This window comes from Apilactobacillus micheneri, assembly GCF_006493595.1.
GTDB classification, from domain to species: domain Bacteria; phylum Bacillota; class Bacilli; order Lactobacillales; family Lactobacillaceae; genus Apilactobacillus; species Apilactobacillus micheneri.
Window position 1 is genome coordinate 324,301 of the sequence record NZ_QUBI01000002.1, and the last position, 14,478, is coordinate 338,778.

The 14,478-nt window shown below is 30.7% G+C and carries 15 protein-coding genes; all 15 read right to left on the minus strand.

All coding sequences use genetic code 11. From position 1 onward, the window contains the following. Positions 1–129: 129 nt before the first annotated feature. Positions 130–468 carry a cysteine desulfurase gene (locus DY123_RS03435; RefSeq protein ID WP_108982431.1) on the minus strand — a complete coding sequence of 113 codons (339 nt, stop codon included), beginning with the start codon at positions 466–468 and terminating at the stop codon, positions 130–132. Between the two features lie 20 nt (positions 469–488). After that, entirely contained in the window at positions 489–1,637 is a 1,149-nt protein-coding gene (locus tag DY123_RS03440) for a cysteine desulfurase family protein (protein ID WP_140924187.1), read from the minus strand. A gap of 16 nt (positions 1,638–1,653) precedes the next feature. Next, the gene (locus DY123_RS03445; protein WP_140924189.1) at positions 1,654–2,346 is read right to left on the minus strand and encodes a 5'-methylthioadenosine/adenosylhomocysteine nucleosidase; all 693 of its coding nucleotides are present in this window, start codon (positions 2,344–2,346) and stop codon (positions 1,654–1,656) included. Between the two features lie 17 nt (positions 2,347–2,363). Beyond that, positions 2,364–2,567 (minus strand): hypothetical protein, encoded by a 204-nt coding sequence (locus DY123_RS03450; RefSeq protein WP_140924191.1) that lies wholly within the window; start codon positions 2,565–2,567, stop codon positions 2,364–2,366. 12 nt (positions 2,568–2,579) lie between these two features. Beyond that, positions 2,580–3,128: an NUDIX hydrolase gene (locus tag DY123_RS03455; protein WP_105964758.1), complete on the minus strand. Its 549-nt coding sequence runs from the start codon at positions 3,126–3,128 to the stop codon at positions 2,580–2,582. Between the two features lie 54 nt (positions 3,129–3,182). After that, positions 3,183–3,395, minus strand: a complete 213-nt coding sequence (locus DY123_RS03460) for a cold-shock protein (RefSeq protein WP_105964759.1) — start codon at positions 3,393–3,395, stop codon at positions 3,183–3,185. Positions 3,396–3,449: 54 nt separating this feature from the next. Next, positions 3,450–6,251: an isoleucine--tRNA ligase gene (gene ileS / locus DY123_RS03465; RefSeq protein WP_140924192.1), complete on the minus strand. Its 2,802-nt coding sequence runs from the start codon at positions 6,249–6,251 to the stop codon at positions 3,450–3,452. Positions 6,252–6,472: 221 nt separating this feature from the next. After that, positions 6,473–7,117, minus strand: a complete 645-nt coding sequence (locus tag DY123_RS03470) for a DivIVA domain-containing protein (protein ID WP_108982437.1) — start codon at positions 7,115–7,117, stop codon at positions 6,473–6,475. Positions 7,118–7,135: 18 nt separating this feature from the next. Continuing rightward, positions 7,136–7,918 carry a YlmH family RNA-binding protein gene (locus DY123_RS03475; protein WP_140924194.1) on the minus strand — a complete coding sequence of 261 codons (783 nt, stop codon included), beginning with the start codon at positions 7,916–7,918 and terminating at the stop codon, positions 7,136–7,138. Positions 7,919–7,949: 31 nt separating this feature from the next. Further along, positions 7,950–8,339, minus strand: a complete 390-nt coding sequence (locus DY123_RS03480) for a cell division protein SepF (RefSeq protein WP_140924195.1) — start codon at positions 8,337–8,339, stop codon at positions 7,950–7,952. A gap of 36 nt (positions 8,340–8,375) precedes the next feature. Further along, the gene (ftsZ, locus tag DY123_RS03485) at positions 8,376–9,638 is read right to left on the minus strand and encodes a cell division protein FtsZ (protein ID WP_140934388.1); all 1,263 of its coding nucleotides are present in this window, start codon (positions 9,636–9,638) and stop codon (positions 8,376–8,378) included. Between the two features lie 30 nt (positions 9,639–9,668). Further along, positions 9,669–11,027, minus strand: coding sequence for a cell division protein FtsA (gene ftsA / locus DY123_RS03490; protein ID WP_140924199.1), 1,359 nt, complete (start codon positions 11,025–11,027; stop codon positions 9,669–9,671). 110 nt (positions 11,028–11,137) lie between these two features. Then, positions 11,138–11,992, minus strand: coding sequence for a cell division protein FtsQ/DivIB (locus DY123_RS03495; protein WP_140924201.1), 855 nt, complete (start codon positions 11,990–11,992; stop codon positions 11,138–11,140). 14 nt (positions 11,993–12,006) lie between these two features. Next, a complete protein-coding gene (murG, locus tag DY123_RS03500) occupies positions 12,007–13,098 on the minus strand; it encodes an undecaprenyldiphospho-muramoylpentapeptide beta-N-acetylglucosaminyltransferase (protein WP_105964767.1) in 1,092 nt (363 codons plus the stop codon). After that, positions 13,095–14,477 (minus strand): UDP-N-acetylmuramoyl-L-alanine--D-glutamate ligase, encoded by a 1,383-nt coding sequence (gene murD, locus DY123_RS03505; RefSeq protein ID WP_140924203.1) that lies wholly within the window; start codon positions 14,475–14,477, stop codon positions 13,095–13,097. Before murD ends, murG begins: the two co-directional genes overlap by 4 nt. Position 14,478: the final 1 nt, after the last annotated feature.

Consider the following 14,478-nt stretch of genomic DNA (forward strand, 5'->3'; position numbering starts at 1 on the left):
AAATCACCATCATTTCTTCTAGATTCATAGAATCTACGATTTGAAGGTCGCATATCCCATAATTGATATAATACATATTTTAATTATTAATTGCAACAAAAAAGAAACACCTGGAGTGTTTCTTTTTTGTTAGTTTTGAATAAATACTTCTCTGTCAATAAAATTATTCATTAAATAATGAAATTGTTCGACTAATTTATCTTTATTAATATTTTTAAAAATATTAACTTTGTTTAATCCATTACCACTTACAGTAGACATTTTGAATGATTTTAAATCTGATTTAAAGGTTATTTTTAATTTAATACCATTATATGGATCTTCAGTATCAAGAGATTGTTCAAAAGCAAAATTACCAGCATTAGTTTTATTAAAACCAGTATCGCTTAAAGTATAACGTTTAATTGCTGGATTAATCGAATAAATTTGATTATCGCCATCAATTTTGTTTTCTGTTGTAAATGCCATTAAATATATTCCCCCAACTATTATTTTTTAATTCTTTTAATGATTTTAATTGTTGAATCAATAAACTTATTAATGTCATCCATAGTGGTAAACTTACCAAAACTAACTCTAATTGATTGATTAATTCTAGGACTATTTTTACCATACATTGCAATTAACACATGTGATGGTTCAATACTTCCAGCAGTACATGCTGAGCCAGATGAAACTGCAATATTATCTAAGTCTAAATTTGTCTGTAATAAATCAGTAGGAACTCCCTTAATCCATAGATTAAAGACATGTTGCAAATTAGTTTCACTCATTGAACCATTAACTTCAAATTCAATATTATTTTCATTAAATTGATTAATAATTTGATTTTTAAAAGAAATATAACGATCATGTAATTTTTGTTTCAAATCGGGGGTAGTTAAAGAAACCGCAGTGGCAAATCCAGAAATAGCTGGAATATTTTCTGTACCTGCACGTCTCTTATCTTCTTGATCCCCACCTTTGATAAAACTTGGAAAGTTAATGTCATAATTTTTATATAAGAAGCCCATCATTTTAGGACCATTAAGCTTATGTGCTGATGTCGATAACATATCAATATGGTCAGCTTTTACATCTATATCAGATAATCCATAGGCTTGCACAGCATCAGTATGAAACCATGCTTGATGATTTTTTAATAATTCACCTATTTCATGAATAGGTAAATGTGAGCCAACTTCGTTATTGCCAGTCATAATGGTAACTAAAATTGTTTCATCATCTAGAGCATCTTTTAAGTCATCTAAGCTAATTTGACCATCTTCATCTACTGGAAGATAAGTAACTCTAAAGCCCTTTTTTTCTAAGAACTCTAATGGCTTTAAAACGGCTTCATGTTCAATAGCAGTAGTAATGATATGATTACCTAAATTTTTTCTAGCTTCAACGGTTTGCATAATTGCAGTGTTATCACTTTCGGTACCACCACTAGTAAAGATAATTTCATCAGATTGGGCATTAATGCTTTTTGCAATTATATCTCTACTATTTTCTAAAATAGTATGTGCCTGTCTGCCTATTCCATATAGGGTTGAAGCATTACCATATACATTTTTGAATTTATCATACATATCTGCTAAAACTTCATTATCCATCTTGGTTGTAGCAGCATTATCCAAATAAATTTCTTTCAAGTATAACTAACCCTCTCTATTTTTGATTATTAAACAAGTCTAATAGCATCTTGGCAGAACGCTTTCCAGCTTCAAGAATAAATTCATCAAAACTGTTATCAGCATCTTCATCGCCAACGTCAGACATTGCTCTTACAACAACATAAGGAATATCAAATTGGTTAGCAATTTGTCCAACAGCAGCTCCTTCCATCTCACATGATAATGCGTCAGGAAATTCTTTTAATATATTATCTGTGTCAGCTTTTGATGCAACAAACTGATCTCCGGTAACAATTAATCCACTCTTTACATTCATACCTACATCTTTTGATGCTTCAGCAATCTGCTTACCCCATAATTCAGATGCTTTAAATCTGGCTGGTTGTCCAGGTAATTGACCATAAACATATCCAGCAGGACGAGCATCTACATCATGATAAGCCGTTTCACTAGAAATTACTACATCCCCTACAGAAAGGCCTGATCCAATTCCACCGGCAGATCCAGAATTAATTACAATATCCACATTAAAATTGGTAATTAACATTGCAGTAGTTGATCCCGCTTCTACTTTACCAATTCCCGATTTAACTAAAACAACTTCTTGTCCAAGAATATTTCCTTCATGAAAAACGACTCCATGAATATCTGTTTGTTTATCATTGTCTAACTGAGTAATTAAAGTTTTAATTTCTTCATCCATTGCACATAAAATTCCAAATTTCATAATTAGCACTCCATATTCTAAGGATTAAAAAAGAACAATACTAAATAGACAATTATTATTCCAATAATTAGTAAAAAAATTGTCCAATTTAATTTTCTTTTTAATCCACTATTTGTATATTCAAATTTTTGTTTATCTTCTTTATTAATATGTTTGTTGTGGGAATCTTTTATGTGTTTTTTATAAGCTTCCCTAGTTAAATTATCAGTATCATTTTTCATAACACTAAACACCTACTTTTTCTGCAACAATTTCCAATAAAAAATTGCAGTAATAGTTTTAGCATCTTCAATTTTACCATCTTCAATTAATTGCATAGCTTCTTCTAAACTATATTCATTAATATTTAAATATTCACCTTGATCTCTAGGCAATTCGTCACTAACAGGTTCTAGGTCTGTTGCCATATAAAGATCCATGTATTCATCAGAAAAGCCAACTGTTGAATAAAAACCCGTAATTCTCTTTAAATTTCTAGCATGATATCTAGTTTCTTCATTAAGTTCTCTAATAGCAGCATGCTTAGAAGATGCATCATCCCTACTATCAACTTTACCAGCTGGAATTTCTAAAGTAGCTTTAGCAATTGGAGCACGCCATTGTTTTTCTAATAACATCTTATTGTTTTTAGTCACAACAAGAATCCCAACTGCTTTAGCATGATGAACTACATCTCTAGTTGCAGTTTCTCCGTTAGGTAATTTAACAGTTTGTTTCTCAACATTGATAATTGAGCCTTTATATTTAGGCTCATTTTTAATCACTTTTTCTTCCAAATCCATAAAATAATCACCTTTATCCTAATAGTTTTATTCTATCGATATTTAAATGTTTTTTCAATTATCAGATTCAATAAAAGTTATTTTTACAGCTTGAGGACCTTTTTTTCCTTCAGCGATTTGGTATTCAACAAGATCACCAATATTAATATCATCGGCCTTTTTATTAGTGACTGAAGATGCATGGAAAAAAACTTTATTTTTATCTTGTCCCTTTAAGAATCCAAAATCATGTTCTGGATTAAAATTATTTACTTTACCTTTTATCATAATATGCTCCTTAAAATAAAAATTCTGGGATAAAAACATCCCAGAATTTTTTTATTATTTCTCTTCAAATCCTTCAGTTGCAGTTTCTGGGAAATTTGCACGAACAATTTTAGCACAACGTCCACAGAATTTAGGATAATCAGAATCGGTTCCTACATCAGTACTAATTAAACGACAACGTTCACATGTGTCACCATCTGCATGATCAACCTTAATTGAAATTTCATCTTTAAAGTTTTGAGCATCACTAGGTGCATTTTCGATATTATCAGTAGACAATTGAGATACCATTAATATTTGTTGAATATTAGCATTTAATTCATTCATTAATGTTTTATTATCATCATTTAAATATAATGATAATTTTGCTTCTGATGGTTTACCAATTAGTTTATTATCACGAGCTTCTTCTAATGATTTTAGAACATCATCACGAAGATTCATGAATTTTGACCATTTATCTAAAATATCATTTTCATTTGGATAATTTTCTACTTCTGGCATTTCAGATAGTTGTGCAAAATCTTCGGATTCTTTCAAGAATGGCCAGATTTCTTCAGCAGTATGTGGAAGAATTGGAGTAATCAATTTTGTGATTGATACAACAGCTTTGTATAGAACTGTTTGCATTGATCTTCTAGTCAAACTGTCTTTTGGATCAATATATAGAATATCTTTAGCAAAATCTAAATAAAATGCTGATAAATCAGAATTAATAAATGATTGTAATTTACGATTTAAGCTTAAGAAATCATAGTTATCATAATCATTCTTAATTTCACTAACAAATTTGTTCAATTTAATTAGCATATATTTATCAACTGATGGCATTTCATCAAAACTAACTGCATTTTCTTTAGGATCAAAATCGCTAGTATTAGCTAACATATATCTAATAGTATTTCTAATTTTCTTGTATGAATCAGAAACTTTCACAAAATTTTCCATTGATACACGAACATCAGCAGATGTATCAACTGATGTTACCCATAAACGAACAATTTCAGCACCCATTTTCTTAATTACATCAATAGGAGCAATTGTGTTACCAAGTGATTTACTCATTTTGTGACCATTACCATCTAGAGTAAATCCTTGTGATAACAATTGCTTGTATGGAGCTTTATTAGCATAAGCCACACTAGTAATTAAACTTGAATTAAACCAACCACGATATTGGTCAGAACCTTCAAGGTATAAATCAGCTGGATAGTTTAAATAATCACGTTCTGCACAAACACCTTGGTGTGATGAACCTGAATCAAACCAGACATCCATAATATCATTTTCTTTTGTGAATTTACCATTTGGAGAATGTTCACTAGTGAAACCTTCAGGTAATAATTCTTTAGCCTCTTTTTCAAACCAAATATCAGAACCATATTTAGCAAATAAATCAGCAACATGATCCGTAGTTTCCTTAGTGATAATTGCTTCACCATCTTCACCATAGAAAATAGGTAGTGGAACTCCCCAAACACGTTGTCTAGAAATTACCCAGTCACCACGATCTTTAATCATATTGTGTAAACGTTTTTTACCCCAACTAGGTTTAAAATCAACGTCTTCAATTGCATTTAAAATGTTGTCTTTAATTTTATCAACAGAAGCAAACCATTGATCAGTAGCACGATAAATAACTGGCTTTTTAGTACGCCAATCAAATGGATAACTATGAACAATTGGTTCTTGTTTAAGTAATAAATCCGCCTCTTTTAATTTATTTAAAGCAATTTCATTAGCATCATCATAAAAGACACCTTCAAAATCCTTACCAGCATCTTTAGTTAAATATCCTTGTGCATCAACATCCACAAAAATATCTAATCCATTAGCTTTACCAACATTATAGTCATCTTCACCAAATCCAGGCGCAGTATGAACTAATCCAGTACCAGTATCGATAGTAACAAAGTCACCTATCATAGTAAGAATCTTACGATCCATAAATGGATGCTTTGCAAGTACCCCTTCAAGTTCTTGACCTTTAACAGTTTTAACAATATTATAGTTGTCCCAACCAAATGCTTCAGCATTTTTTTCAACTAATTCAGTTGCTAAAACAAATTTACGATTATCACCTTCAGGTTGAACTACTGAATAGTCAAAGCCACCATCAATAGTAATACCTTCAGATGCTGGAATAGTCCAAGGAGTAGTAGTCCAAACAACCATGTAAGTGTTATCTTCGTCTAATACGCCTTTACCATCAATAACTTTTTCTGCATAAAAAGCAGTCTGTGAAGTAATATCATGATATTCAACTTCTGCTTCGGCTAATGCTGATTCAGAAGACCAAGACCAAATAACTGGTTTTTTACCACGATAAATTAAACCTTTTTCAGCCATTTTACCAAAAACACGAATTTCAGCTGCTTCAAATTCAGGTTTCAAGGTTAAATATGGATTATCCCATTCAGCAGAAACACCTAATCTTTCAAATTCCTTACGTTGACGATTAACCTGTTTCAACGCATAATCATGACACAATTTTCTAAAGTCGTTAGTAGACATTTTTTTACGATCATAACCTGCTTGGGTTAACTTTTGTTCAATAGGCAATCCATGAGTATCCCAACCTGGAACATATGGTGCTCTAAAACCATTCATTGACTTATATCTAACAATAAAATCTTTGGAAATTTTATTCATAGCATGTCCCATGTGAATATCACCATTGGCATATGGAGGGCCATCATGAAGAATAAATGATGGCTTTCCTTGGTTTAACTTTTGTCTTAATTCATAAACATGATTATCTTCCCATACTTTTTGACGCTCAGCTTCTTTAACTGGTAAATTACCGCGCATCTTAAATTTAGTTTTGCCTAAATTTAGAGTATCTTTTACTCGCATGAACAAACAACTCCTTTAAAATTTAATAAAAAAAGAAGACTTCATCACAAGGGACGAAATCTTCCGTGGTACCACCCAATTTTAGAATAATAATTCTATCTTGATTAATTTTAAGTATAACAAAGAGATGATCTGTAATATATTGATTAACAACTAACCTCACACCATACATTAGCTCGCTTATGTTTCAATATAAACTTTCTGTTCTCTAACTTAATTATCTATTTAATTATTTTAGAAGAACCATCTGGATAAAATACTTCAATGTTTTTATCATTTGATTCATCATTATTTACTGATTTTACGCCTGCAGATTTACTATTGTCAAGTTCATTTACTTTTTTCAAAACGTTATCATAATTATCATCTGAAGAATTAATTACTTGATCCCATTTATCGTTATTTAATAATTCAATTTGACTATTTAATAAATTTTGAATTTTTTGTTTAAATTGAGCAGTACTCTTATGCAAATCATCATTAACTGTTAATAAAGATTTTGCTCGATTTGAAGCATTTTTAATAATTAGGTCAGCCTTATCACTAGCATCATCCAAAATTTTATCAGCTTTTTTATGAGAAGTTTGATATATTTCCTTGGAATCTTTTTCAGCATTGCTTTTCAAGTTATCAGCAGCATTTTGTGCAACAATAATTGATTGATTTAATGAGTCTTTCATCCCATTAAAATGTTCTAATTGTTCATTAGCTGAAGACAATTTTTTCTTTAATGATTCATTATCCTCCAAAGTTAATTGATAGTCTTTAATAATCCTATCTAAATAATCATTAACTTCATCAATATTATAGCCTCTCATTTTAACTGAAAATTCTTTATTATGAATATCTTGTGGGCTAAGTACCATTTTATCAATTCCTCCAAATCATTTTCTTAATATTGAAACAAGCGCTCTCTTTTTACCCTTTTTTGTTTCTCCATTTTGACCTTTTAATTTTATCCTACCATATCGTCTAACAGATATAACATCATTTACAGAAATTTCATTATCAGGATGATCATAAAGCGTCCAATTTAAATGAACACGTTTATGGCTAACAAGTGTTTTAGCATCATTCCTTGAAATATTAAAAGAACTAGCAATAACATTATCTATTCTAAAAGAAGATAAAGTAAGAGACCTATCTTTCCATTCATCTTCCGGAACTATAATATCAGAAAAATTAATTTGTTTAATAGAAACTTTAGTTTTGCCAATTTTATCAATAGTCATTTTTAAGTAATCAGAAATTTCCTCGGTACATAAGAATTGCCAATTTTCACCATCTGTTAAGATATCACCAATTGTAGATCGTTCAATTCCTGCACCCATAAGTGTCCCTAAAATTTTACTATGCTTTAGTTTAGAAAACTTAATTGGATATATTATTTGATAGGCCACGATATTAAAATCGTCATAGTTAGGAGAAAAATACTCAGGATATATAACTGCTCTCTTCATTTCAGAAGTTCTATAACCACCAAAACTAGTAATCTCTAAATCATTATAACCATTAACAATAGTAGTTAATATATATATTTCTCTAGGATTTAAAAACTTTGTCAAAATTGGTCGATACTGATTAATAGCTTCATTTGCTAAATCATCACATGATTCCACAAATGGAAGTTCTTCTTTTCTAAAATGTTGTTTAACATTAGAGTTCATTTAATTAATCAAATCCCTCAATCAAATAATTTTAATTTAATCTGCGATTTATCTTTTTTTTAAATTCACCATCTATAGCATAACTATGTGGTGAAAACAAGAACACCATTTCAGAAATTCTTTCAATTCTGCCATCAATAGTAAAAATAACACCATTTAAAAAGTCTATGATTCTTTTAGTAGTTTTATCGTCTGCACTATCAAAATTAATAATAACCGCAGAATTATCAATAAGTTTTTTAGCGATAGTTTTAACATCAGTGTAAATTCTAGGTTCAAATACAGCAATTTTGCTATCACCTTTTTTATTATCACTGATTGAAACTATCTTTTGATTAGAAGTCATTTCCTGATCATTAGGATTAGATAAATCCTCGTCATCAGTTCCAAAAAATTTACTAAAACTAAATTTAGATGTCATTTAATTCATTCCTTTCAAGAAATGTAAACATAAAGATTATTCTTTCTTGTGGCGGAATTTAAAGAATGGTGGTAAATCATCATCTGCTGAACTATCATCACTTTGATTATCTGAAGAATTGTTAGCATCAAATGGATCAAATTCTTGTTTTTTAACATTAGCAAATCGATTATTATTAGGTTTTGAATTTACCGGTTCTCCGCCATCTTTATGATTAGTATCATTATGATCAGATTCTTTGTGTCTTCTTGGACTTACAACTTTTCCAGGTTGATCCATAACACGACTATTATTAGATGAGGATTGTCTTACATTACTCTTATTCCCCATTAATTCTTCTGGTGTGGTTTCGATACCAGTAGCAATAACAGTAACTCTAATTTCATCACCTAAGTCTTCATCAATTGATGTACCAAAAATAATATTGACATCACTAGTTGCTGCTTGAGATACAATATCAGAAGCATCTTGAGCTTCAAATAATGACATATCTGGTCCACCAGTAATATTCAATAGTACTTGCTTTGCACCATCGATTGAAACTTCTAGTAATGGTGAAGAAATAGCTTTCTTGGTTGCTTCAGCAGTTCTATTTTCACCATTAGCAGCACCAATTCCCATTAATGCAGAACCTTTATTTTGCATAACAGTTTTAACATCAGCGAAATCCAAGTTAACATATCCAGGACTAGTAATTAAGTCTGAAATACCTTGTACACCTTGTCTTAGAACATTATCTGCTTCTTGAAAAGCTTCCATCATTGGTGTCTTTTTATCAACAATTTCTAGTAAGCGATTATTTGCAATCACAATTAGAGTATCAACATTTTCCTTTAAAGCAGCTACACCTTCAGCTGCATATTTAGATCTCTTAGGACCTTCAAAAGTAAATGGTCTTGTAACAACCCCAACAGTTAAAGCTCCTGAATCTTTTGCAATTTTTGCAACAATTGGGGCAGCACCGTTACCAGTACCTCCACCCATTCCAGCTGTAACAAAAACCATATCTGATCCTTCAAGTGCTTGAGCAATAGCTTCTTCACTTTCTTCAGCTGCTTTAGTACCAACTTCGGGGTCAGAACCTGCACCAAGACCTCTAGTCAATTTAGGTCCTAATTGAATTTTAGTTTCAGCTTGAGATGTACTTAGAGCTTGCACATCGGTATTGGCAACAATAAACTCTACACCTTTAACATCCTCAGCAATCATACGGTTAACGGCATTACTTCCACCGCCACCTACACCAATTACTTTAATCTTTGCTCCACGATCTTCTGTAGAATCTAATGAAAATTCCATGTAAAATTCCTCCGTTTAATCCTTTTTTATTTATTCAAAAAAGTCTTTGTAAAAGCCACGCCATTTATTTTTAGCACCACTTTTGAATTTAGACATAATACCTTTTTTATTTTTACTATCGGCATTTTTATTTTTATCATAAACTTCATCAGATTGCATGTCATCATCTGAAACATCATTTTGAATAAAACTATCATCTTCAACATCATTACTATCTTCACTAACAATCTTTCCTTCTAGTGAAGAACGCACCAATACTTGTATTTCACTCATGTTAGCACGATAAGTCACTAAGGACAAAGGTAATGAAAAGGAAGGGTGCCTTAATCCCATTTGATTAGGGATATAAACCCTAACATTAGAATTAAAGCGGTCAGCTGCTAATTCTGAAATACCTGGCAATGCAGCAACACCTCCAGTTAAAACGATGCCTCCAGGTAAATCTAGAGCAGAAATACCACTTAAACTTTTAGCAATGCGATTAAATATTTGATCAATTCTAGCTTGTATGATTTCTGCCAAATACTTTTCGGAAAGTTTTACTGGCTGGCTTTGACCAACAACTTCAATTGGAAATTCATTACTTTCAGATGCTTCAAGTGCATCAGCAAATCCATAATCTCTCTTTACTTTTTCTGAACTTTCAACTGAAGTATTAAGCACCACTGAAATATCTTTGGTAATATATTCTCCACCTTCACTATCAACAGTCGTAAATTTAAGCTGATGATCATGAATAATAGAAGCAGTAGTTTGTCCACCACCCATATCAATTAGGATTGTACCAAAGTCTTGTTCCCCATCATCAAGAATTGTTTTTCCTTGAGCTAAGGGACTATTAATAATTGAAGAAGGGTTTAAGCCAGCTTGAATAACTGATTTTCTGATATTATGGATAATAGTTTTAGGCCCTGTAATAATACGGCCCTTCATTTCAAGCCTTACACCTACCATACCTCTTGGATCTTTAATACCATCAAAGCCATCAACAACAAATTCATCAGGTAAAGTATCCACAATTTCTCTTTCAGGTGGTAAATTTTTAATCATAGCAGAAACTGTAACATTTTTAACATCTGCATTTGAAATTTCTCTAGATTGATCTGAAATAGCTACCATCCCACTGCATGGTTCAATTTTCAATTGATTAGCAGGAATACCAACTATTACATCATTAATCTGGATACCAGATTTTTCTTCTGCCTGGTCTACAGCTCTTCTAATAGATTCAGAAGCCTTATCAATATCAACAATTATTCCTCTGTCAATTCCATCAGAACGTTCGTTTCCTAAACCTAAAACGTTCATCTGTCCCTTAACATTTTCAGCAACAATCACCTTTATTGATGTAGTTCCGATGTCTAATCCAACATACATTTCCGAATTCATTGTCTAAGGGAACCCCCATTAAAATTTTTTATTAGAAAAACGTTTTTTTACCTATTAATTATAAATTAATTTTAACACATTACTTTTTAACACTAAAGAATACAATTATCCTACTTTTTTATAGGATATGAATATGCTCCAACTTCCATATTAATAATACTTCTAGATTTCAATTTAGTTGCTATTGAACGATAAAATTGCATTTTATAACTGAAATTACTTAATAATATTATTATCTTATTACCATCTCTCATATACACATGTAATTCATCTGGATAAATCTTTGTTGGTGAATAAGATATAACTCTTATATTATCACGTATATCTTTAGGAAGTTTTAAATATTTATCAATAATTGTATTTAAATTCTCACGATTATCAAAGTTAACGATGTAAGGATATTTATTATCATTAGGATTATTAACCGGATTATTAGAAACACTACCATTTTCTAAAATCAAATATTGACCAGATTTTCTTGTTTCATATCCAATTTGCTTATATGGATTAACATTAACAACTAATTTATTAAAAGAAGTAAGAGAAAATGATATCGATTTTATTCTATGATCTTCACTTAAAATGTATTTTGTTAAATTTTTCCGATGTCCTATTACTTTAAAAACACTGTCACCTTTTTCAATATTCATTTTACTTGATATATGAGATTTTGAAATATAACCATTACCATTAATTGTAATTGAATCAATCTTGCTTAATGGTGATATGAAATATGAAAGAATCAAGATAAAAAATAATAATGGTAAAAATAATAACAAAGATTTTTTTAAATTTTGTTTAAACTTACCACCATTTATTTTTTCAAAGTTTTTAGAGTTAATTTTAAATTTATCAATAACATATTTATATAATTTAACCATACGACTCTTAAATGAACTATTTTTAAAAAAGTTTAGAATAGAATTTTTTATTTTATTAAAGTAATTCTGTAAAAAGTCCTTCATAAAATTATTTCCTCTTATTTAATAATTGACTTAGCTAAATTGAATAATCTACTTGATGAATCTCTACATCCCATATTTCTAGAATTATTAGCCATTTCATCTCGCTTATCCTTATCATGCATAACAAAATCAATATTTTTCATCAATGTGTTAGTAGATAAATCATTTTCGGTAATAATAAGTGCCGCATCATTTTTCACTAAACTAAGTGCATTTTTAGTTTGATGATCTGCAGTGACATATGGACTGGGAATAAGAATAGATGGAATTCCTAATGAAGTAATTTCAGCAAGACTAGTAGCCCCTGCTCTACCAACAATTAAATCAACCTTAGGTAATACATTAGGCATATCAGAAATATATTTTTTGATAATAATATTACTAGAAAGTTTTACATTAGAAAGTGTCTCCATCACAGAATCATATCTTTTAGCTCCGGTAACGAATACAACTTGGTAGCTACGTTTATTAAATTGATTGATTGAATTAGACACAACTTGATTAATTTTTAAAGCACCTTGACTACCTCCAAAAATCAATACTGTTGGAACATCATTTTTAAGTCCATATTCAGACCAATTAAAATCACTTTTAATATTAGCGACTTGTTGTGCTCTTGGATTACCAGTATATGTAGTTTTATCTTTAGGAAACTGTTTGATGGCGTCTTCAAATCCTACCGCAATTTTATCAACATATTTACTTAAGAAACGATTAGTTAGACCAACTACACTGTTCTGTTCATGAATCATTGATGGCACATGAAGTTTAGCAGCTGCATATACAACAGCTCCGGATACATATCCACCCGTACCGATAACTACGTCTGGTTTAAAATCTTTAATGATCTTTTTAGATTTATGAACACTTTTTAGGAAAAGGGCAACTGTCTTAAAATTATATAAAGATATTGATCTTTTAAATCCTTGAATTTCTAGTTCTTTAAAATCAATTCCTTTTTTAGGAACAATATCTTTCTCAAGTCCCCTAGTAGACCCAACATAAAGGATTTTGGAGTCTGGTTCCTTTTTAATTACTTCTTCAATCAGAGCCAAGGCTGGATAAATATGCCCTCCGGTTCCTCCACCAGAAACAATTAATCTCATTGTTCTTCCTTCTTTCCTGTTATTTTTTCAATGTCTTTAATAAATTGGTCTCCACGAACTTCAAAAGTAGAAAATTGATCCCAACTTGCATTAGCAGGTGAAAGTAAAACAATATCACCAGGATGACTAAATTTATATGCAAAAGGCACTGCCTCGTCTAAATTATCAACCAATTTAATATTCTTAATTCCCGCTTTTTTAGCTGCATCTTCTAGCAGATGTTTAGTTTCACCAAATAAAACAATTGAATGAACATGTTTTTTTAAATCTGGAACTAATTTATCGAACTTATATCCACGATCTAATCCACCTGCTAGTAAAACAACTGGTTCATTAAACCCACGCAAGGCCATTTGAGTTGCTTCAATGTCAGTTGCTTTAGAATCATTGTATACTTTTCTACCATCAGAAGTTAGGACGTATTGAACACGATGCCTAACACCACCAAATGTTGTTAAAACATGTTTAATCGCATCGTTAGAACGGTGTTTAATTTTAGCAACAGCAATTGCAGCTAGAGCATTTTCAACATTTTGTTCTCCTGGAATTTTGATTTCATTAGCATCCATAATATATTCATCTTTAAAATATAATTTACCGTCTTTTTCATAAGAACCAGCTTGTGAAATACCTTTTCTAGAAAACGGAACTACTTGGGCTTTACTGCGTTCGCTTAGTTTTCTCCATTCTTCACTGTCAAAATTAATTATAAAAAAGTCATCACTATTTTGATTCATAGTAATACGCATCTTAGCTTCTACATAATTTTTACGAGTTTTATGATAGTCTAAATGATTAGAAAAAATATTAGTTAAAACTGCAATATGTGGATGTAATTCAGTAATTCCTAACAACATAAAACTAGACAATTCCATTACTACATCATCATCTTTGGATGCTTTTTCGGTAACAGTGCTAGCCGGAATGCCAATATTACCAGCAACATGTGATTTCCCATTATCCCTTTCCATATTCAGCATCTTACTAATCATAGTGGTTGTAGTAGTTTTTCCATTACTACCAGTTACACCAATCAACTCTGCAGAATTAATTTCGCTGGCTAATTCTACTTCAACAATAATGGGTAACCCTAATTCTTTAGCCTTTTCAACTATGGGCGTATCATATGGTATTCCTGGATTTTTCACAACTAAATCAAACTGATTATCTTTAAATAATTGAACAGATTGTTTACCACCGATAACATCAACACCGATTTTTTCTAGTTCATTTTTATCAGTAATTTGATCTAAGGGCTTTGAATCACTTAATAAAACTTTAGCACCTAATTTTACTAATAATTTTGCAGCGTTAGTTCCACTCTTTCCAGCACCTAACACTAATACATTTTTATTTTCATACTTGCTTATTTTTTTCATA